Source organism: Bacillota bacterium (assembly GCA_040755295.1).
GTDB lineage: Bacteria > Bacillota > Desulfotomaculia > Desulfotomaculales > Ammonificaceae > SURF-55.
Map to the genome: position 1 here is coordinate 1 of JBFMBK010000004.1, position 20886 is coordinate 20886.

16 protein-coding genes and 1 tRNA gene are annotated in these 20886 nt (G+C 56.4%); 10 read left to right on the forward strand and 7 right to left on the reverse strand.

From position 1 onward, the window contains the following. Positions 1–137 (forward strand): elongation factor Tu (tuf, locus tag AB1500_04290; protein MEW6182383.1); only part of this gene is annotated, 137 nt, incomplete at its 5' end. A 309-nt stretch (positions 138–446) separates the two neighbouring features. Further along, positions 447–521 (forward strand) — tRNA-Asn (locus tag AB1500_04295). A gap of 811 nt (positions 522–1332) precedes the next feature. Here AB1500_04295 and AB1500_04300 read toward each other — a convergent pair. Beyond that, complete coding sequence (locus tag AB1500_04300) at positions 1333–1590, reverse strand: hypothetical protein (protein MEW6182384.1); 258 nt, start codon at positions 1588–1590, stop codon at positions 1333–1335. Then, positions 1587–1940: a winged helix-turn-helix domain-containing protein gene (locus tag AB1500_04305; GenBank protein ID MEW6182385.1), complete on the reverse strand. Its 354-nt coding sequence runs from the start codon at positions 1938–1940 to the stop codon at positions 1587–1589. Before AB1500_04305 ends, AB1500_04300 begins: the two co-directional genes overlap by 4 nt. A 548-nt stretch (positions 1941–2488) precedes the next feature. On the opposite strand from AB1500_04305, the gene lonB reads away from it, so the two are divergent. Together lonB and lon are read left to right on the forward strand one after the other, a co-directional pair. Next, the gene (gene lonB / locus AB1500_04310) at positions 2489–4189 is read left to right on the forward strand and encodes an ATP-dependent protease LonB (protein MEW6182386.1); all 1701 of its coding nucleotides are present in this window, start codon (positions 2489–2491) and stop codon (positions 4187–4189) included. Between the two features lie 93 nt (positions 4190–4282). Next, positions 4283–6688 carry an endopeptidase La gene (lon, locus tag AB1500_04315; GenBank protein MEW6182387.1) on the forward strand — a complete coding sequence of 802 codons (2406 nt, stop codon included), beginning with the start codon at positions 4283–4285 and terminating at the stop codon, positions 6686–6688. A gap of 249 nt (positions 6689–6937) precedes the next feature. Here lon and AB1500_04320 read toward each other — a convergent pair whose 3' ends face one another. Beyond that, positions 6938–7891, reverse strand: a complete 954-nt coding sequence (locus tag AB1500_04320; protein MEW6182388.1) for a hypothetical protein — start codon at positions 7889–7891, stop codon at positions 6938–6940. A gap of 490 nt (positions 7892–8381) precedes the next feature. Here AB1500_04320 and AB1500_04325 point away from each other — a divergent pair, with 490 nt between their 5' ends. The 4 genes from AB1500_04325 to AB1500_04340 all read left to right on the forward strand — a co-directional run bounded on the left by AB1500_04325 (position 8382) and on the right by AB1500_04340 (position 13496). After that, positions 8382–11027 (forward strand): valine--tRNA ligase, encoded by a 2646-nt coding sequence (locus AB1500_04325; protein ID MEW6182389.1) that lies wholly within the window; start codon positions 8382–8384, stop codon positions 11025–11027. A 65-nt stretch (positions 11028–11092) separates the two neighbouring features. Next, a complete protein-coding gene (locus AB1500_04330; GenBank protein ID MEW6182390.1) occupies positions 11093–11611 on the forward strand; it encodes a transposase in 519 nt (172 codons plus the stop codon). Positions 11612–11780: 169 nt separating this feature from the next. Beyond that, on the forward strand, positions 11781–13115 hold the full coding sequence (locus AB1500_04335; GenBank protein ID MEW6182391.1) for a folylpolyglutamate synthase/dihydrofolate synthase family protein: 1335 nt from the start codon (positions 11781–11783) through the stop codon (positions 13113–13115). 117 nt (positions 13116–13232) lie between these two features. Beyond that, the gene (locus AB1500_04340; protein MEW6182392.1) at positions 13233–13496 is read left to right on the forward strand and encodes a DUF3243 family protein; all 264 of its coding nucleotides are present in this window, start codon (positions 13233–13235) and stop codon (positions 13494–13496) included. Between the two features lie 231 nt (positions 13497–13727). On the opposite strand, the gene AB1500_04345 is transcribed toward AB1500_04340, so the two are convergent. The 4 genes from AB1500_04345 to AB1500_04360 form a co-directional block, all read right to left on the reverse strand. Next, positions 13728–14303 (reverse strand): cytochrome b/b6 domain-containing protein, encoded by a 576-nt coding sequence (locus AB1500_04345; GenBank protein ID MEW6182393.1) that lies wholly within the window; start codon positions 14301–14303, stop codon positions 13728–13730. A gap of 26 nt (positions 14304–14329) precedes the next feature. Further along, complete coding sequence (locus AB1500_04350; GenBank protein MEW6182394.1) at positions 14330–15736, reverse strand: nickel-dependent hydrogenase large subunit; 1407 nt, start codon at positions 15734–15736, stop codon at positions 14330–14332. A gap of 591 nt (positions 15737–16327) precedes the next feature. Beyond that, complete coding sequence (locus tag AB1500_04355; GenBank protein MEW6182395.1) at positions 16328–17326, reverse strand: hydrogenase small subunit; 999 nt, start codon at positions 17324–17326, stop codon at positions 16328–16330. A 4-nt stretch (positions 17327–17330) separates the two neighbouring features. Continuing rightward, positions 17331–17756, reverse strand: a complete 426-nt coding sequence (locus tag AB1500_04360; GenBank protein ID MEW6182396.1) for a hypothetical protein — start codon at positions 17754–17756, stop codon at positions 17331–17333. A gap of 162 nt (positions 17757–17918) precedes the next feature. Here AB1500_04360 and AB1500_04365 point away from each other — a divergent pair, with 162 nt between their 5' ends. Together AB1500_04365 and AB1500_04370 are read left to right on the forward strand one after the other, a co-directional pair. Continuing rightward, positions 17919–19109, forward strand: coding sequence for an endospore germination permease (locus tag AB1500_04365; GenBank protein MEW6182397.1), 1191 nt, complete (start codon positions 17919–17921; stop codon positions 19107–19109). Further along, the gene (locus tag AB1500_04370) at positions 19081–20715 is read left to right on the forward strand and encodes a spore germination protein (protein MEW6182398.1); all 1635 of its coding nucleotides are present in this window, start codon (positions 19081–19083) and stop codon (positions 20713–20715) included. The genes AB1500_04365 and AB1500_04370 overlap by 29 nt, the downstream gene beginning before the upstream one ends. The last annotated feature ends 171 nt before the right edge of the window (positions 20716–20886 follow it).

Here is a 20886-nt window from a genome sequence, read left to right on the forward strand (position 1 = left end):
TGGTAATGCCCGGCGACAACGTCACGATAGACATCGAGTTGATCACCCCGATCGCGATTGAAGAGGGACTTCGGTTCGCGATCCGTGAAGGCGGCCGGACGGTCGGCTGCGGTGTGGTCACCGGGGTAAGAGAATAGTCACGGACTAAGTCCTCAGTCGAAAGTCCTCAGTCCTCAGTCAGGAACAGGGAACGGAAACGGGATTGGGGGTTACGATTTACGGTTAGGTCCTCAGTCAGGGGATGGGGAAAATGAGTTATGAGTTACGGGTTAAATCCTTGATTGAAAGTCCTTGATTTTAAAAGGACTTGTGACTTTCGACTCGCGACTCGGAACTCGGGACTGTTTGGCACATACTACGGCTTGCGTTTTGCAGGAGTAGTTGCTATAATACTTCCTGGTGTCCGTGATGTAAAGACACCGCTTTATAAGGTTTACAAAAGCCGTTCCGCGATAGCTCAACGGTAGAGCATCCGGCTGTTAACCGGAGGGTTGCAGGTTCGAATCCTGCTCGCGGAGCCAGAAAATTTCCCGCCCGCAAAACCTTGGTACAAGGATTTGCGGGTGTATTATTTTCTTGACAGGTTCCGGATGACCAGGTATACGCTTTTACTTTCACTGGGATGTTTCTCGGCTTTATTTTCCTCCACGGCTTCAAATAAGAGACAACCAATAAGGAGAGTAGAATAGCAAAACTAATCGCAGTGCCGATGAACAACATTTGCCGATTTCTAAGATAAGCCGGGTTCTGAAGGGGATGAAGGGTGTCGGAAAATATTTCAGGAAATGAATCGTGAATCCACACACGCATGAAATTAGCACCGAAAAGAATTGCTGAAACATTTCCGAACCATTTGGCAATAACCCAATAATGTTTCGTAAGCCCCCAATGTGTCCGTATGGCAAGCCAGATACCTGTCATCAGAGAACCGAATGCACCGGGGATAATTAAGAACCAGTCAAAGTACTGGATAAATAAATGTGCCGCATAGATCAGTTTTCCGTCCGTGAAAAATGTCGTCGAAACGGCTAACAGAAGCGTGCCGAATAGACCGCTGAAATAAACAATTACGGCGATGATATGTATTATCAGCCACCCGTTTTTCTGCTTATTGCTTAATTTTTTAGACATAAATTTTCCGATCATCACCAGGATGAGAGTCAGCACGACCAGCATGAGAAGTGTTGTCAATATGTCGAGTAACACACCCATTTAATACCACCCGCTTCTTTTTGTGACACGAAGCATTGCAGCCTATCCAATCATTTGTCCGGATTCAGAAGGGATCTCTCCGTATTTTAACTGCAGCGGTCCCTTCGGCGTTTGGCAACCTCAATCGACCTCGCGAAGCATCTTTTCCATGGAAATTATGCGGGCGCGCAGGTCCGACAGATCCTCAGCCATCTTCCGCTGTACTGAAACGGCTTCCTCCGCAAGTTTCCGATACGCTTCGTCCCTGGCGATTTCAGCCATGCTTCGGGTTTTAGCTCGGGAAGTCTTTAATGCTTGCCATATCACCACCACAGCCAGCACGGTTAACATCGTTAAAATGGCAAGCACAAAGCCCATCCCGGCAAATGTCGTATTCATTTATTATCCTCCTTTCCACTATTAGCTTCCGAACCGCCGCCGGCTTTCGCAATAGCAAGTGTATTTGCCGCTTCGGCGATGCTCTCCGGACTTATGCGCAGCGTAAACGGTGTCACTTCGTAATAGTTCATTGCTTTACCGTCATCCGACAATTCCATTTTACCCGCCACCAACCCGGCGTTCTCTAAACGCTTTAAGTGCATGTACAGTAACGGCCGGCTTATCATAACCTCACGGGCGAGCTGACTGACATGGATACGCCTGCCTGTCAATAAGGCGATGATCTTTATCCGGTAAGGATTGGCCAGTGCTCCCAGTATTTTAATCAGGTCATTTCCGGATGGCGACATCGGTTTTGAATCACTTTTTCCATTAATTCTTACCCCTCCTCTCCGTCGTCAATGTCCAGCGTATATGAGATCTCTTCGGAAGGATTATAGATGCTTCAATCCTTTCATGTGTAATAATAATATTACACGTATAAGCGTAACATGTCAAGGCTGACTTTACCGAACCCAATACTCACGGGGGTGTTTTACCCCGGGAGGCCGTTGGGCGTGTAAGTTTACCTGGATCGGAAGCGGGAAAGAAAGACAGCATCCTGCCCGCGGAATCAGAGATTGAGACCGTCGGAAAACCGGCGAATTTTTTTATTTTTGTTTAAAAACGGGAAAACTTAGCAATACTACACGTTAACGATACGACCGTCAGAAGGCAGAAGAAGAAGGTAGAAGTGTAGAAGGTAAGAAGAAGTATTGGGTTATGAGTCTCGAGTTACGAGTCTTATTCTACATTCTATATTCTGACCGTCTTAGCCGATCAGAAGAGGCTATTCTGTTTTCAAACCTTGAACATTGAACTTTGAACCTTGAACGTCTTTTTGTGAGGAGGAGCAATTGTGGGTTGGTTTCCGGGCAACTTTGCCGGTATCCTGACCGTTATCCAGGTTTTTTTCGGGGTGGTTATCGGACTTTATTTTTGGAACCTGCTTAAGGCGCAACAGAGCGGTAAGGTGGTGGTAAAACGGGATTCGCACCGCGAGGTTGAAAAGCTCCGCCAGTTGAGGGCGATCTCGCTCACCGAGCCGCTTGCGGAAAAGACGCGCCCTCAGGACTTCAGCGAGCTTGTCGGTCAGGAAGAGGCGGTCAAAGCCTTAAGGGCGGCGCTTTGCGGCCCGAATCCGCAGCACGTGCTTCTTTACGGCCCCCCGGGGGTCGGTAAGACGGCGGCTGCCAGGCTGATTCTGGAGGAGGCCAAAAAAAACGACAGGTCGCCGTTTAAAAAAGAAGCGAAATTCGTGGAGATGGATGCAACCACCGCCCGGTTCGACGAGCGGGGAATCGCCGATCCGCTCATCGGGTCGGTGCATGATCCCATATACCAGGGCGCGGGACCGCTGGGGGTCGCCGGTGTTCCGCAGCCAAAACCGGGCGCGGTGACCCGCGCTCACGGCGGCATCCTCTTCCTAGACGAAATAGGGGAACTTCATCCCATCCAGATGAATAAGCTTTTAAAGGTGCTTGAAGACCGGCGGGTTTTTCTTGAAAGCGCTTACTACAGTCCCGAGGATATGAATACGCCCGCCCACATCCACGATATGTTTCAAAACGGGCTGCCCGCGGATTTCCGCCTGATAGGCGCCACCACACGCCAGACTGAGGATATCACGCCGGCGATCCGGTCCCGGTGCGTGGAAATTTTCTTCCGGCCGCTTTCTCCTGCGGAAATCAGGGTCATTGCCGTGAATGCCATACGGCGTGTGGACCTGGAGCCGGAGGAAGGGGTTCTGGACGTGCTAACGAAATACGCCACCAACGGACGGGAAGCCGTAAGTATGGTGCAACTGGGGGCTGGTATGGCGCTGGCTGAGGGACGGTCGGCGCTTGATGTGGCGGATATGGAGTGGGTTGTTGCGTGTGGACAGTATAACCCCCGGCCGGAAGAAAGGATGCCTTCGGAGCCGTCGGTAGGCCGGGTTACGGGTCTGGCGGTTTACGGGCCGAACGTCGGTATGGTCCTGGAGATCGAGGCTTCCGCCCTTCCGGTGGAAAAGGGACGCGGCCGTTTGATAGTCACAGGGGTGGTCGAGGAGGAAGAAATGCAGGGGACCGGGCGACTGATCCGCCGGAAGAGCTCGGCCAAGAGCGCGGTGGAAAATGTGGTTACAGCCCTGCGCTGCGTGGCGCAAATAGAACCGAAGGATTACGACATTCATATCAATTTCCCCGGCGGGATACCGGTTGACGGTCCGTCTGCGGGCGTTGCGGTGGCAACGGCCGTGTACTCGGCGATAACCGGCGTCCCCGTCGACCACCGGGTGGCGCTTACCGGGGAGGTGTCCATCTGGGGCATGGTAAAGCCCGTGGGCGGGATCGTTCCCAAGGTAATGGCGGCCGTCCGGGCGGGGGCGAAACGGGTCTTGATCCCGAAGGGCAACTACCAGAAGCTTTTTGACGATATCAGTGAGGTTGAAGTGGTTCCGGTGGACCGCCTCGAGGAGGTAATTAAAGGAGCGCTTTTGAAAGAAAAGGGTACGGCGGAACTTTTCCCTTCCTTAAACAATATGTCGCTTTACGGAGAGCTAACCCTAAAGGTATAAATAATACCATTTCCAGAGCATATTTGATATTCGGGGCGTTTATTCCTGTAGCACAGGTATTTGTCGTATGTTAAAATAAAGGTTAGCTAATTGATGGAAGAGTCAAGCAGACAAGGAGGTGCTACAGTGGAGGCAAAAACAGGGGTCTTACCGCTTCTTCCTTTACGAGGCGTTTTGGTTTTTCCTTATATGGTGATCCACCTTGATGTTGGAAGGGAAAAATCAGTCCGGGCGATTGACGAGACAATGCTCCGCGACCGGTTTATTTTTCTTGCCACCCAGAAGGATGCTCAGACCGATGATCCTCAGCCCGAGGATATCTATGATGTCGGAACGGTGGCCGAAGTCAAACAGCTGCTCAAGCTGCCCGGCGGGACGATCCGGGTGCTGGTCGAGGGTTTGAATAGGGCGAAGATCACGCGTTTCATGGCGCAGCAGCCCTACTTTACGGTAGAGATTGAGCAGTTCACCGAGGCGCACACGAAGAACAGCCACGTGGAAGCCCTGATGCGCAGCGTTGTGAACCAGTTTGAACAGTACGTCAAACTGTCTAAGCGCATCTCTCCGGATACCGTGGTTTCGGTTGTGAATATCGAAGAACCGGGTCGATTAGCGGACATTATAGCATCGCACCTCACCCTTAAAATCGAGGATAAACAGGAACTCCTGGAAGCGATAGACGTGGCGGCGCGCCTGGAAAAGCTTTGCGCCATTCTTACCCGGGAGATGGAAATAGTCGAGCTTGAACGGCGGATTAATATCCGGGTACGCAAGCAGATGGAAAAGACACAAAAAGAGTATTATTTACGCGAGCAGATAAAGGCCATTCAAAAGGAACTTGGCGATAAGGACGAGCGTCAGGCCGAGGGTGAGGAATACCGGGAAAAAATCGCCGAAGCCAAACTTCCCAAAGAGGTGGAAGAAAAGGCGCTGAAAGAGGTTGAGCGTCTGGAGAAAATGCCGCCGATGGCGGCCGAGGCTACGGTGGTACGCAATTATCTTGATTGGATTCTTGCCCTGCCCTGGACGAAGGCCACGCGCGACCGTCTGGACATTGATGCGGCCCAGAAGATCCTCGACGAGGATCACTACGGTCTTAAGGAGCCCAAGGAGCGTATTCTTGAATATCTGGCGATACGAAAACTGGTCAAAACTATGAAGGGGCCTATCCTGTGCTTTGTGGGCCCGCCCGGCGTGGGGAAGACTTCCCTCGGGCGTTCGATTGCGCGAGCGCTGGAACGGAAATTTGTCCGTATCTCCCTCGGCGGCGTACGGGACGAGGCGGAAATCCGCGGGCACCGGCGCACTTACGTGGGGGCGCTGCCGGGGCGGATCATTCAGGGGATGCGTCAGGCGACCTCCAAGAACCCGGTGTTCCTTCTGGACGAAGTGGATAAGATGAGCACGGATTTCCGGGGCGACCCGTCATCCGCGCTTTTGGAAGTATTGGACCCGGAACAGAACAACAGCTTTTCCGACCATTACATCGAAATACCCTACGATCTATCGCAGGTGTTGTTCATTACCACGGCCAACTACCAGTACAACATCCCGAGACCGCTTCTGGACCGGATGGAACTCATTCAGATCCCGGGATATACCGAGGAAGAAAAGGTTCAGATCGCCGTCCGACATTTGATGCCGAAACAGTTGAAAGAACACGGCCTTAAAAAGGACCAGTTGATTTTTTCCGAAAACGCCTTGCGTAAGATAATCCGAGAATACACCAGGGAATCGGGTGTGCGGAATCTGGAAAGACAGATCGCGGCGGTTTGCCGGAAGACGGCCAAGCAGATAGTATCCGAGGAAGCCAAGGTGGTCCGCGCTTCCGCGCAGAACGTGGAAAAACTGCTCGGTATTCCACGTTACCGTTACGGTCTTGCCGAGAAGGAAGACGAGGTCGGCGTTGCCACCGGCCTTGCCTGGACCGAGACGGGGGGGGATACCCTTTATATAGAGGTGACGCTCTGCAGGGGGAAGGGCGGCCTGACCCTGACCGGGAAACTAGGGGAGGTAATGCGGGAGTCCGCGCAGGCCGGACACAGCTTTATCCGCTCCCGGGTGACGCAATTGGGGATAGACGAGGACTTTCATGAGAAGATGGATATTCACATCCACGTCCCGGAAGGGGCGACGCCGAAAGACGGCCCGTCGGCGGGGATAACCATGGCCACGGCGCTTGCCTCGGCGCTCACGGGACGGAAGGTGCGGCACGACCTGGCGATGACCGGCGAAATCACCCTGCGGGGGCGTGTGTTGCCGGTGGGCGGCGTTAAAGAGAAGATCCTCGCGGCGCACCGGGCGGGCATCAAGAAGATAATCATGCCCGCGGATAACAAGAAAGAGCTTGAAGACATCCCGCCTTACGTAAAGAATAGGCTCAGGTTCATCTTTGTCGACCATATGGATGAGGTTTTGAAGGCCGCTCTGGTCGAAGAGGTGCCGCTGACTTATCCGGAAACGGAATCCCTTACGGCGGTAACCTGGACGCAGGCCTGAATCATTCGCGGGTTACGGGTGACGAGTTCAGTCCTGAGTCGAAAGTCCTCAGTCCTTAGTCTGGGATCAGGGGACGGGAAACCGGAGTCGCAGGTTAACGAGTCAAAAGTTGACAGTCACGAGTCATGAGGGCCCTTTGGGGCCCTTAAAATTTACCCGGCATTCAACCCGGTAAGCGAAAAGTTTACTTTGGGGATTATAATTTTTATTCTGGAAAAATGTTATTTAAAGTGTATGTTGAGTGCCGGGTCACTTCCGATCCTTAAACACTTCTTCGTAGACTAAAGGTCTGGGGAGTTCCCCGGCCTGCTTCAGTATTTCCTGCAGACCGTTGAATGAGTCGGCGTTTGCCTTTCCGGAAAGTCCCCAAGTTCTATTACTCTGCCCCCGGGCTATGACCTTCTCCAGCGTGGAAAGGCTGACATTGGGGAAGAAAGGACCGGTCAAACAGGCGAGTTCGGCGGGTGAGTGCGAGTAGATATACGCCCGGGCGCGGGTTAAAGATTTTTCAACGGAGGCCGTCAGTGCGGGGTTTTGAATCGCCCAATCTTCGCCGGCCGCGATAACGGTGCGCGGGAGAGGCTTCCCGTCGCCGATGCGGGCGGCGGGAAAGGCCTTTTTCTGTTCGATCAACACGGTTGCCAATGGTTCGGAAACCACAATGTAGTCGCCGGTGCCCGCTAGGAAAACCGGTATCCGCAGTTCTTCCGGTATATTCTGCATCAGGGTGACCTCCCGGTGCGGGCGGACCTTGTTTTCCCGCAGGGTTTCTTCCAGGACCGCGGTTGTCGCGCTTGACGGACCGGCGGTTATGACGCTATTTTCGCGCATCTCATCCCACGTAAAGGGTTCGGGGCTGCGCCCGAGCAGCACAGCGCAATCCCGTTCGGACAGCACGGTAATCGCCACGTTTTTGGCGCCGTCGAACGCCCGGGCATATAGCACTTCTTCAATTTCACACGTCTTTAGAACGGTCTGTTTTTGTTTTTCATCTTGAACGGCCGTGTTTACTATCTGTGCTTCAATCCCGTTCGTCTCGAAATAACCGAGGCAGACCCCGATGTAGACCGGCAGCAGTTCCATCCGGGGCGCCGGCGACGTGATAAGGAGCAAAGGACGTTCCTTTTCCCACAGCTGCCTGGAAAACATCAGTATGGAAATCAGAATACAGACGCAGGCCAAACCAACACCAAGCAGGCGCAAAATTATATCCTCCTGTTTAGAAGTCAGTAGTCAGTAATCAGAAGCCGGAAGCCGGAGGATGAAATAAACTTTATTCCGGCTGCTCACCGGAACCCCATACCTAAGCAACTGTCCTGCGTACCACGCCTTACGCTTAGGGCCCTTTCTTTTCGGACTAATGACTTTCGACTGAGGACTCGGGACTTTAAATCTCCAACCCGTAACTCGCAACCCGAAACGCGTAAACTATCTTTTAGTGGATGTTATGGCTGTACTCCGGTGGATATTCGGGTAAGTTGACATGAAAAGCCGGGCCGGATAAGATATGGTGGTAAGAATTTGGAGCTGTGTTCCAGGGTTCAGAATTTGGAATTTATAATGTAGAATATGGAAGAGAAAATTTTGGTTCTGTTTTAATTCCCGACTTCTGACTTCTGGATTCTGACTACTAAATTCTGACCTATGGAGTTTGGCGGAATAAGCTTTTATTGATTGTCCGGAGGATGACGTTATGGCCGAGAAGACACTGCCGACCGTTTACGCGCCGGAGCAGGTCGAGGAAAAATGGTACCGGTTCTGGGAGGAAGGACGCTTCTTCAGCGCCGCTGTTGATCCCGGGAAAAACCCTTTTTGTATCGTGATGCCGCCGCCCAACGTCACGGGAGAGCTGCACATGGGCCACGCCCTTGACAATACGCTCCAGGACGTTTTAATCCGGTGGCGCCGGATGCAGGGTTACGCCGCCCTTTGGCTGCCGGGGACGGACCATGCGGGAATCGCCACCCAGGCGCGGGTTGAAGCGATGCTTGCCAAAGAAGGGACATCCCGCCACGAACTCGGAAGGGAGCAGTTCCTCGAACAGGTTTGGTCCTGGAAGGAGAAATACGGCAACCGCATCACGCAGCAGTTGCGACGCCTGGGGGCATCCTGTGACTGGGACCGGGAGCGGTTCACGATGGATGCGGGATGCTCGGAGGCGGTAAAAGAGGTTTTTTTAAAGCTTTACGCCCGGGGGCTCATTTACAGGGGCAGTTATATTGTCAACTGGTGCCCGCACTGCCGGACCGTGATTTCCGACATTGAGGTCGAACACAAGGATACGGCCGGCAACCTTTACTACATCAAATATCCGGTCAAAAACGAAGACCGTTTTGTGGCAATCGCCACCACCCGTCCGGAAACGATGCTCGGCGATACGGCCGTGGCGGTCAACCCCGCCGACGAGCGCTACCGGGAGCTTATCGGACGGGTTATAGTCCTGCCGCTGGCCGGGCGGGAAATCCCGGTCATCGCCGACGCGCACGTCGAAACGGAGTTCGGTACGGGAGCGCTGAAGGTGACACCCGCGCACGATCCGAACGACTTCGAGATCGGCGGCCGCCACAACCTGCCGGCGGTGCGGGTGATCGACCAGGACGGCCGGATGACGCCGGAGGCCGGCGCGCGCTATACGGGGCTCGACCGGTGGGAGTGCCGGAAACTGGTCGTCCGGGATCTTGAGGCGCAGGGTCTGCTGGTAAAGGTCGAGGACCTGAACCACGCCGTGGGACACTGCTACCGCTGCGATACGGTCATCGAACCCCTGGTTTCGAAGCAGTGGTTCGTGCGGATGAAACCGCTAGCCGAACCTGCGATCGACGCTGCGCGTGAAGGCCGGGTGGAGTTCGTGCCGGAGCGTTTCACGCGAATCTACCTGCACTGGCTGGAAAACATCCGGGACTGGTGCATCTCACGCCAGCTTTGGTGGGGACACCGAATCCCCGTCTGGTACTGCGCGGATTGCGGTGAAACGGCCGCTTCAGGGCGGGAGGTCCATGAGTGTCCGAACTGCGGCTCGGCGCGGGTGGAGCAGGACCCCGACGTGCTCGACACCTGGTTTTCTTCGGCGCTGTGGCCTTTTTCCACCCTGGGCTGGCCGAAAGATACCGCCGACCTCAAATATTTCTACCCGACCGCGGTGCTCGTCACCGGACGCGACATTATCTTTTTCTGGGTGGCGCGGATGCTTTTTATGGGGCTGGCCTTCAAGGAGAAAGTGCCTTTCAGGGAGGTCTTCATCCACGGCCTGGTGCTGGACGCTCTGGGACGCAAGATGTCCAAATCGCTCGGCAACGGTGTCGACCCGATCGATGTGATAGAAAGCCACGGCGCCGACAGCCTGCGGTTCATGCTCATAACCGGGAATACTCCCGGAAACGACTTGCGTTTCAATTACGAGAAACTGGACGGCGCGCGAAACTTTGTCAACAAGCTCTGGAACGCCTCGCGGTTCGTACTGATGAACCTTGACATCGAAGGTACGGGGGCGGAGGCCCCGGCGGAAGCCGAACTGAGCGACCGCTGGATACTCAGCCGTTACCGGGGCGCGGTTGAAAGGGCCACAGCGGGACTTGAGGCATATGAACTCGGCGAGGCGGCGCGGGCGCTTTACGAGTTTGTCTGGGACGAATTTTGCGACTGGTATGTGGAGCTGGCAAAGCCCCGGTTGTACCGCGGTACACCCGGGGAGGCGGCGACAGCCCGGACGGTTTTGCGCGAGGTTTTGGGAGGCATACTAAGGCTTCTGCACCCGTTCATTCCCTTCGTCACCGAGGAGATTTGGAGCCGTCTCGATAAAGACGGGGCGCCGTTGATTCGACAGTCCTGGCCGGAGCAAAGGCCGGGGGCGGAAGACCCGGAAGCGGAGGAAGAGATGGGCCTGATCATTGAAGTGATCCGGGCGGTGCGGCACGTCAGGGCGGAAATGAACGTGCCCCCCGGGCGGCGGGCCGCTCTGGTTCTGGTTGCCCCGGATGAAAGAGTGCGGGGCATTATTAAAAAGGGAAAGGGATACATTGAGGAACTGGCTGTCGGGTCTGTAACACTGGCCGCGGAGCTTACGGCGAAGCCGGCGCAGGCGGCCCACGCCGTTGCGGCGGGAGTGGAGGTGTTCATGCCCCTCGGCGGGCTGGTGGACATGGAAAAGGAACGCGCGCGGCTGGCCCGGGAGATAGAAGCGGTGGGAAAGGAACTTATCCGGGTCGAAGGAAAACTCGCCAACTCCGGGTTCCTGTCCAAGGCCCCGGCAGAGGTGGTGGCCGGGGAGCGGGAGAAACGGGACGAGCTTGCCGCGAAGCGGGAGGCGCTGCAAAACCGGCGGAGGATGCTGGAGGAATAGTCAGTAGTCGCGGGTAGGCCGGAATAAGCGCAGCGTTTCCGGCGGTCGAATACGGGAGGAAGACCTTGAGCGATTACAGGCGGTTATACGTACCAGGTGGCACTTACTTTTTTACCGTGGTAACCTACAACCGTCAGCGATGGTTTGCGGACGAGGCCAATGTTACGCTGCTGCGGGAGGCGTTCCGGTACACCCTGCGGAGGAGGCTGTTTTTGCTGAGTGCGATTGTGGTGCTGCCGGATCACCTGCATTGCATTTGGACATTACCGGCGGGGGATGCTGATTTTTCGGGACGGTGGCAAATCCTTAAGAGCTGTTTTTCTCGCCGCGTTCCGGCCTCCACCCGGAGAGAAGGTAGTAAAACGATATGGAAGCCGAGGTTTTGGGAGCATCTAATCCGGGATGAGGACGATCTGCACCGCCACTTGGATTATATTCATTATAACCCGGTCAAGCACGGCCTTGCGGTTGCACCCGGGGATTGGTCACACAGTTCTTTTGGGCATTTTGTGCGCCGGGGTTGGTACGAAACGGATTGGGGGCGTGCTGAACCGGAGAAGATTGTAGGAATGGATTTGGATTAGGTTGCCGGAAACGGCCTACTACATGTGGCACAGAGTCGAAAGCGAGTAGGCCGGAATAAGCGATAGCGTTTCCGGCGTCTGGATATGGTGTCTCCGTTTTTGCCGGAAACGGCCTTCAGCCTTATTCCGGCCTACGGGAGGAACTAAATCCTTATTAGAAAGGCGTTCCATGACTTACGAAGAAGCGGTGGATTATATCCAAAATGCGGCGGCGGCGGGGATCAGGCCCGGACTCGAAAGGATCCGGGCGCTCGCGGCGCGCCTCGGTAATCCCCAGCAGCGTCTCAAGTGCGTCCACGTGGGGGGGACTAACGGTAAGGGTTCGGTCTGCGCCATGCTGACGGCGATGCTTGTCGAAAGCGGGTATAAGGTCGGAACGTTTACCTCGCCGCACCTCCATTCTTATACGGAACGCTTTCGCATCAACGGCCGGGATCTGCCGCCGGAGCGTTTCGGCGCCCTGGCCGCCGGGGTGCGGCCCGAGCTTGAAGTCCTGCGGGCGGGCGGTGTGATACCTACGGAGTTCGAAATCCATGCCGCGCTGGCGTTTCTTTATTTTAACGAGGAAGCGGTGGACGTTGCGGTGGTGGAAGTCGGCCTGGGCGGCAGGTACGACGCCACGAACATCATTTCGCCGGAAGTGGCGGTAATCACCAACGTTACGGTCGACCACACCGACTACCTCGGGGACAGCATCCTGCAGATCGCCGGGGAAAAAGCAGGGATAATCAAGCACGGGACGCCGGTGGTGACGGCGGCCGTAGGAGAGGCGCTGGAAGTGATCGAACAGGCGTGTCGTGCGAAGAACGCTCCGCTTTTTGTTTCAGGGAGGGATTTCTATCCGGTCGGACGAGGCGCCGGTCTTTCGGGGCAAAAACTTGCGGACCTCCTGCCTCCATTTTCAGGCCAGGAATTTGACGTTTACGGCTGGTGGGGCGCGGATGAGGGGCTCAGGATAAGGCTTTTGGGCCGTCATCAGCTTAAAAACGCCGCCTGCGCGGTGGCGGCGGTAAGGCTGCTGGAGGAACAGGGCCGGCGGCTCGGCGGAACCGCGGTAAGGGCCGGACTGGCCTCGGCGGTGTGGCCCGGACGTCTTGAGGTGGTGCGCGACAGCCCCCTGGTCATTCTGGACGGGGCGCATAACGCCGCCGGAGCGGCGGCGCTTAAAAACGCGCTGGAAGACTATTTTCCGGGACGGCGTCTGGTTCTCGTGCTGGGGATGCTGGCCGACAAGGAACGCTCCGAGGCGGCGGCGAAACTCTGTCCTTTGGCGGCCGCGGTGGTCGTGACGCGCCCGCCGGGTTCGCGCGCCGGGAACTGGCGGGAACTGGCGGGATCGGCCCGGGAGCACGCGCCCAGAGTTTATGAAATAGAGGATATTCCCGCAGCGGTGTCGCAGGCTGTCACGCTTGCCGGACCGAAGGACCTGGTTGTGGTCACGGGGTCGCTCTACCTCATCGCCGAGGCGCGAGCGGTTTTACGCGATAATAAGGGTCCTCTTTGAGGTACCACACTCCTGTTACTTAATTCTATATTAATTCCTTCGTGCACTCCGTCCTGAATTAAGGCAAACAAACGCGGCATACTAAAAATAGGTTAAAAGGTGGGGAGGAACCGGCCTTTGGAGGTCGACCTCGGCTGGAATGAATTCAAAGAATGGCTCGGGAAGGGCCTCAAGGCGCTGCGGCTTGTTGGCGTCTCCGACGAAAACACCGAGGATATAGGCTACCATTTTGGCGAATTCCTCAACCGCCATATCGATCCGTCAAACCGGGAACAGCGTCTGATTAAAGAGTTATGGGATCAGGGGACCGCAAACGAACGCCGGGTGCTGGCTTCTATGGTGTCGAGACTGGTTGAACGCGAAACCCTCGAACGCAAGTAGCCGTCCCAATTAGGCGATAAAGCGGTGCCCGACGAAACAACGGAGGGCCGGGAGAAACCCTGATTCAGGAGACAGTAGGCAGTAGAAAGGGGATTCTTTCCTAATCCGGACAAGCCACAATCAATATTTCAATCTGTGATCAATTGATTTTTTCTTCGGTTGGGGCTTGTTACCGAGTTGCTGTTTTCTGTCTCCTTGCTTCTACATTCTATATTCCGCCTCCTATATTCTTTAAGTTCCACGTTCGTAATAACCGGTAAAGATAGATTTCAGTATCCCCACGCTGTCGGTGAGATTTAGGTATATGTGATAGGCAATGGTTGCCGCTGTGAATAGGGCAGTGTGATAGGCTATGCTCCTGAGCCGGTTCAGGCCGCCGATCCATTTTATGGGACGGGCGAAGACTTTGGGAGCGTATAGTAGAAAGCCTGCGGGCAGCATGACAAGCGCCAGGAGCGGCCATGCGGTGTACAGAAACTTCTTGCCGGGGTTATACTTACGGAACTCCGGTTTCTTGGAGGTGAGGTAAAGTTCGTATTTGGCGAAGTGGGGCAGTCTTTTTAAGTCATAGCGGTCGGGAACGATCATCCGCCAGTCACGGCGTATAATGCCGTAATAAACACGGGCGATAAAACCACAGGTGAACAAGAACCCGGCGATTACGTGGATCTTCCGTGCCACCCGCATGCTGCCCCACTTCGGCGGACTGCTTATGTAGAAACCGCTAACGAGGAGAGCGATCGCCAGCGGCGCCAGCGTCCAGTGGAAGAGCCTGACGGGCAACGGGTGCCGGGATTGGATGGTCACGAATCCTCACCTCAATTTAAAAACAGTCACAGAATATATTCTTTAATTTTTTTCCCCGAAATAATCAGATGCGTCGCGCATGAATAACACGGGTCGAAGGAACGGATGATGCGTCCCAATTCGATCGGTTCCCGGGGGTCCGCCACCGGTGTGCCGAGGAGCGCCTCCTCCACCGGGCCGGGTTCCCCGTTGTCGTCGCGGGGGGAGAAGTTCCATGCGGACGGCGTGATGATGTTGTAGCCTGCAATCCGCCCGCCTTCGACGCGGAGGTAGTGCAGGAGGCACCCCCGCATGGAACCGGTCAGGCCGAGGGCTTCGCCGGCCTTAGGCACTTCGAAAGGGGTAAAAATCGGCTCGTCCGGTTCCAATTCCTCCAGCCATCGGTTCATCAGGCCGCAGAGCATATCTGTTTCCAGCACCCGGGCCATGATCCGGTCCATCGCCGAAACACCGCGCCGGTACTTGTCTAAAATCCATAGGCGGGCCAGCGGCCCTCCCTCAAACGCCTTGCCCCGATAGCGCGGGGCTTTGATCCAGGAGTAGGCGCCGGGCTTTCCGGGTTTTGGCTCGGTATGCCGGGCGGTGGGTTTGTCGGAACGAGTGTCTTCTTCGTAGTAGGCGTAGCGCAGGTGCTCCGCGATGAACGCCGGGTCGAATACTTCAAAGCTGTCACCGTCAAACACACCGCCGGGGAAGTAAAAACGCTTGCGTTTGGCGTCTTGAGGGAACATGCCGAAAACGAGTAAACGCATCGGCCGTTTTCCGAGTTCATAGTACTCCGGATAGGCTTCCGCGATGACCCGGGCGTCGGGAACCATCTTATCCTTCACAAAACGGCTGATCAGGTTGAGCTTGGACTGCAGATCGAGCAGCACCGCTCCGTCGGGGGGCACAGTGGCGCCGCCGGCCAGGACGGCGTGCTGGAACGGCGCTTTACCCCCGAGTACGGCGAGCATCTCGTGCGCGATACGGCTCATGTCCGCGGCCTCAAAGTAGTGTTCCAAAAGCCGCCGGTTTAACTGCGGGGAAAGACGGTAATCGCGCCGGTAACGCGGGCTGAAGGGCGGGTGGTCCGGCCCGGGGATATAATCGAGCAGACCGAGAAGATAGAATTGCCGGAGATGATTCTGAAGGGTATCCGCGGCAAGAATGAGGTTTCGGAGCAGGTTGCCGTTTTCCGGCGGGTGGGTTCCCGCAAGGTTCTCCAGGGCGAAGGCGGCGGCCGTCGCATGGGCGCTGGAACAAATGCCGCATATCCTTTCGGTGAAATAAGGGGCGTCCCGGGGGTCGCGCCCCCGGAGCATGATCTCAAAACCCCGGAAAACGAGAGTGGCAAACCGGCAGTCCACCATCCTGCCGTCTTCAATGGTTATTTCAACGTGTCCCCGGTTGTTCGCCCGGGTAACCGGGTCGATGACCACTTTCCTGCTCAATAAAGACTAATCCTTCTTTCGGCGGGCGCAACGATAAGCTTCGTAAAGCTTTGTCGGCGCCACCGGCCGGATGCTCACGTACGTTTCGAATACGCTCCGCTCCGTCCGGCGTCGTCCTTCGCGCTCTACTTGCTTCTCGCCGCGTTCCGTTCATGTTACTCTCTTGCTTCTATGCAACCAAGCTTACGGGTCTCCCGGTTTTCGTTCTTCTGATGGTGCCACCCTTCGGTTGTATAGCTAACTCTTCTTTCGGCAGGGCGCCGCGATAAGCGACGCATTGCGGCGTGTTTCAGAAGTCAGATGCATGACGTCGGAAGTCGGAATTCTTGAAGGAATTCGCAGTTGTGAATTCCCACTTTGAATCTGACCTCTGACTTCTGGTCTCCGACCTCTAAGAACTGTACGCTCCGGCCCGTCCTTGCCAATCTTCCTTGCTCTGTTCGCTTCTCACGGCGTTTCGTTTATGTTACACTTCTGCAGTTGAGCAACACGCTTACGGTCAAACCGGAAACGCGCTCAATGTTCCTTTATTCATCATTCATCATTCCGCAATCATTATTGTAGTACGCGATGAATGCGGCAATGGATCCATTACTTCCGACGCTGCGCAAGCCTCTTGAATATGCGCGAGGGCGTGTTTTGCCCCTTTTTGCCCTTCCGGAGCACGTGGGCCAATCTTCCGGTGGCGATGTTTGCGGCCAGGTGGACGCCGATGCCGAGCGCGGTAGCGGCGCCCGTGATAATCCCCGCGCGGTCCGCGGCGACTTTAACGCCGGGCAGACTGATGTCCGGGAGGTGCTCGAAAAAGGGCGACATCCCGTCCGGGAACTCCGGGCTCGTGCAGCCGATGCACGGGGTGTTGGCCCCCACCGGCCAGTTCGTGTGCCCGCCGCACCACGGGCGGACGGGGCAGTCGGCCCTGGTCACCGGTCCCTTGCAGCCGATCTTATACGTGCACCAAGGCTCTCCCGGTTTTTCCGCAAAGATGCTGTTTTCGAAGTAGTAGCGCCGCTGGCAGCGGTCGTGGATGGTTTCGCCGTAGTAAAGGACCGGGCGGTTGTTATCGTCAAGGCGCGGCTCGCCGTAGCGCACGAGGTGGAAAAGGGTGCCCGCGATCCAGTCCGGGTGCACCGGGCAACCGGGCACGTTGATCACCTTTTGCGGTATGACTTTGTTTACGGGTTTGGAACCCGTGGGGTTCGGATGGGCGGCGTACGGCCCGCCGAAAGAGGCGCAGGTGCCGACGGCGACCACGTAATTCGCTCCGGCGGCAAGTTCGGTTACGGCCTGAAGCGCCGTCCACGGCTTGCCGTTGCGCTGTCCCACAACGCAGTAAAAACCTCCGGCGGCTGTCGGGATGGACCCCTCGACAACCAGGATGTAAGATCCTTTGGGTTCTCGAAGCGCTTGTTCGAGCACGCCCGTGGCGACGCCGCCTTCCCCCGCCATAAAGAACTCGTTAAAGGAAAAATGGAAAAGTTCCTCCACCATCTGGCGGTAGTCCGGGTGCAGCGAATTAAGCATGGAGATGGAATCTCCCGCACAGGTGTTGGTCATGAGCCAGATTATCTTTGTTTTATTTTGCAGCATTCTTTTAGGCGGCCGCGGCTCTTAAACGGCCTGCTGCGTAAAAGGTGGTAAGGCCGAAGGCAAGGTGGTTGAAAAGCATCGTTACGACGGTGGCCAGGTCCGGGCGCAAAAGCCGGAGCGGTACCAAATGCGCCGCCAAATCCCCGTAGACCACTACCCAGAGCAGCCCGCCGTACAAAAGACCGGTGAGACGTAAGATGTAAACCCCTATTACGCCGAGCAATGCCGCCAACACCGAGTGCACCACAAGACCTATAACCAGCGCCGGCGCGGAGTTGATCGCCGCTCCCTCAGGGAGGAAAGCGAATGCGGCCTGGTGCAGGATGGTGGTTTCGGCCACGCCGATGACGTAAAGGCTGAGTCCTACGGTGAGTTTGACCAGCCCGCCCGAGATGCCTGCAATCGCACCTGTATAAATAGTGTCTTGCACTAATTGCAAGTCTCCTCTGTTGCTTTTGTTCTTATTATTGTTTGTTTGCACAGATAAGATTCGGGGAAGTCATACCAGACGCCGGAAGTCGCAAGGCAGAACCCGCGACCATGGTTCCGAATTTTGAATTCTTACTATTTTTTTTCCTTTTGGAGAAACAATATGAGAAGCGAGAGTGGAAATGAAATTCTGGGTGGTGTGCCAGCGATGCTTGAGGAAGGCAGGATTTCGGCGTTTCAGGCGATGATCTACCAGATCAGCATGATGCTGGCGACGCTGATCCTTTTCACGCCCGGTGTGGCGGCGATGAAGGCGCGCGGTGACGCCTGGCTTTCAATATTCCCGGCGCTTCTTCTGGGTTTTATGGCGGTGTTTATTGCAACGAGACTGGCGCTGCGCTTCCCGGAGCAGACGGTGGTGGAATACACCCCCAGGGTTCTCGGCGCTTTCTTCGGCAAGCTTATCGGCTTTATCTACGTCTTTTACTTTTTCTTTTTAATGTATTACGTCCAGCGCCAGTTCGGCGAACTTATGTCGACATCATACTTCCCCCTCACTCCCAACATCGTTTTAATCGCTCTCCTTACTCTGCTTGCCGCGTACATGGTTTACATGGGCCTGGAGGTCATCTGCCGGGTGGCGTTGATCTGGGGTGTTTTTGTCCCCGCCTTCTTCCTGCTCTTTGCGCTGATCGCCAAGGACATTGAAGTCGGCAATTTCCAGCCGGTCCTGGAACATGGGATAGGTCCGGTAGTGGCCGGGTCTTTTTTGCCCGGGGCGACCTTTACGGAGGCGGCGGTGGTGGTCCTGATACTCTTACCCTTCATCGGCGATAAGCGGCGCGCGCTGGGCGCCGGACTTGCGGCGGTCACCGGCGTTTGTGTTCTATTCGCCGTCGTGCTCATCGGCGCCATAGGTATGATGGGGGCCGAAACCACCGGGCGGCTTATGTTTCCGGGGTTTACCCTTTACCGGCGCATGCATGTCGAGGCTTTACCGGTTTTAGACAGGCAGGACGCCCTTTATATGGCGATCTGGGTGGGAGGGATGCTGCTGAAGCTCGCCACTTTCTTTCACGCGGGGATGCTCAGCCTCGGTCAGTGGCTCGGGTTCAAAAGCCACCGCCCGTTGATCCTTCCGGTAGGGGCGCTGGTGACGGCCCTCGGGATCCAGGCTTGGGGGAACGTTACCGAGCTGGCCGACTTTGCGGCGCAGGGGGTCCCTTTTTTCATCTTATTTATCACCATTGTCCTTCCAGTGATACTTCTTCTGGCAGCGGTTTTACGGAAGATGCGCGACGACCCGGCTGCAGGAGGTGAGAAGCGTGCGTCCGCGCCTGATAAAAAAGCTTAAGGATTTATTAATTCAGTCCCAAAAACCGCGGTGGACCGGGCGCAAATCCCCGATGCCGTCCCGGCCGGCGCAACCGGAGGGCGACCCGGATAAGGTGTGGGAGCCTTCCGAACTCGAAAAAACTCCGGTTTCCGCCGACCTTGAAGAGAACCTGAGACTGCTCCGGGAGTTGCTGGGGCAGAACACGGACTTCGTGATAAGAGAGCTTGCGATAGGGCCGCGCAAAACGCCGGCGGCGGTGGCCTACTTCGCGCCGCTGGTCGACGGCGCCAAGATAAGCGACCACGTGCTGCGGGGCCTGACTACCGATTGTCCTCAGGACCTTAAGATTTCACTGGCGTCGATAGCGGAGCGCGCGGTCACGCTGGCCGGCGTCGAAGAGGCGGGCGACCTCTGGGCGGTATCGGACGGCCTGCTCGGCGGTAGAGCCATGCTGTTCGTATCCGGAGAGGACCGGGCGCTCGAACTGAGGGTCCGCGGTTACGAAGGGCGGGCGGTCCAGGAATCGTCCACCGAAAGCGTGGTGCGCGGCCCGCGGGACGCTTTCGTTGAAAACGTCGGAAGAAACATGATGCTCGTCCGGCAGCGGATAAGGACCCCGAACCTGGTGCTCGAGCGGTTCTACTTCGGGCGGCTGACCCGGACGTCGGTGGTGGTGGGCTATATAAAAGGGCTGGCGGCGCCGGACCTGGTGCGGGAGGTCCGGGAGAGGCTTGAGCGCATCGACGTGGACGCGCTTCTGGCGTCGAACTTCATTGAGGAGGTGCTCGCCGACAACCCGTATTCCCCCTTCCCGCAGGCGCTCGCCACCGAACGGCCGGACCGTATCGCCGCCTACCTTGCGGAGGGCAAGGTGATGCTGATCGTCGACACCACGCCCTTCGTGTTGATCGTTCCAGCCACGCTGCCCATGCTGCTGCAGTCGCCCGAGGACTATTACCACCCCTTCGGGATCAGCACGGTTATCCGCTGGCTCAGGTACCTGGCCTTTGTGGTTTCGCTTATCGTCTCACCCCTCTATGTCGCCATCACCACCTTCCACCAGGAGATGATCCCGTTTGAACTGCTTCTCAACATCGCGGGGGCGCGGGAAGGGGTGCCGTTGCCGGCCGCCCTGGAAGCGCTTTTGATGGAAGGGACTTTCGAGCTTCTGCGTGAGGCGGGCATCAGGCTGCCGCGGTCCGTTGGCCAGGCGATAAGCATCGTCGGGGCGCTGGTCATCGGGCAGTCGGCGGTTACGGCGGGTCTGGTGTCACCGCAGATGGTGATCGTGGTGGCGCTGGCCGGCATCTCCTCCTTCGCCTCCCCTTCCTACGAACTGGCCATTCCGCTGCGCCTCCTGCGCTTCCCGCTTATTTTCCTGGCGGCAAGCCTCGGGCTTTTCGGCGTGACCACCGGTGTTCTTGCGATAATCATTCACCTTGCGGGACTGCGCTCTTTCGGGGTGCCGTACCTTTCCCCGCTGGCGCCCCTCAAATTCAACGAGCTGAAGGATGTGCTGGTGAGGGCGCCCTTGTGGGCGATGCGCACACGGCCGGGAACGTCCAAGCGCAACTGGCACCGCATGGCGCCCGGTCTGAAACCGGGACCGCCGGAAGATAAGTAAAGGGAAGGTGTAGAGGGTCAGTAGCCAGTAGTCAGAAGCTAGAAGCCGGAATAAGAGAATAAAGCTGGAACGTGCCTGAACGGTTACAAAAGAAAATGGCGCGTCAGTTCCGGTGCACTTCTACAGACGTTGAACTTAGAAACTTGAACGCTTTAACGTAGGAAAGGGGGT

Bases quoted from the DNA above. Each gene is read 5' to 3' on its own strand.
- AB1500_04300 (MEW6182384.1), bottom strand. From the start codon at position 1,590: ATGAATACGACATTTGCCGGGATGGGCTTTGTGCTTGCCATTTTAACG.
- AB1500_04305 (MEW6182385.1), bottom strand. From the start codon at position 1,940: ATGTCGCCATCCGGAAATGACCTGATTAAAATACTGGGAGCACTGGCC.
- lon (MEW6182387.1), top strand. From the start codon at position 4,283: ATGGAAGAGTCAAGCAGACAAGGAGGTGCTACAGTGGAGGCAAAAACA.
- AB1500_04325 (MEW6182389.1), top strand. From the start codon at position 8,382: ATGGCCGAGAAGACACTGCCGACCGTTTACGCGCCGGAGCAGGTCGAG.
- AB1500_04335 (MEW6182391.1), top strand. From the start codon at position 11,781: ATGACTTACGAAGAAGCGGTGGATTATATCCAAAATGCGGCGGCGGCG.
- AB1500_04355 (MEW6182395.1), bottom strand. From the start codon at position 17,326: ATGCTGCAAAATAAAACAAAGATAATCTGGCTCATGACCAACACCTGT.
- AB1500_04365 (MEW6182397.1), top strand. From the start codon at position 17,919: ATGAGAAGCGAGAGTGGAAATGAAATTCTGGGTGGTGTGCCAGCGATG.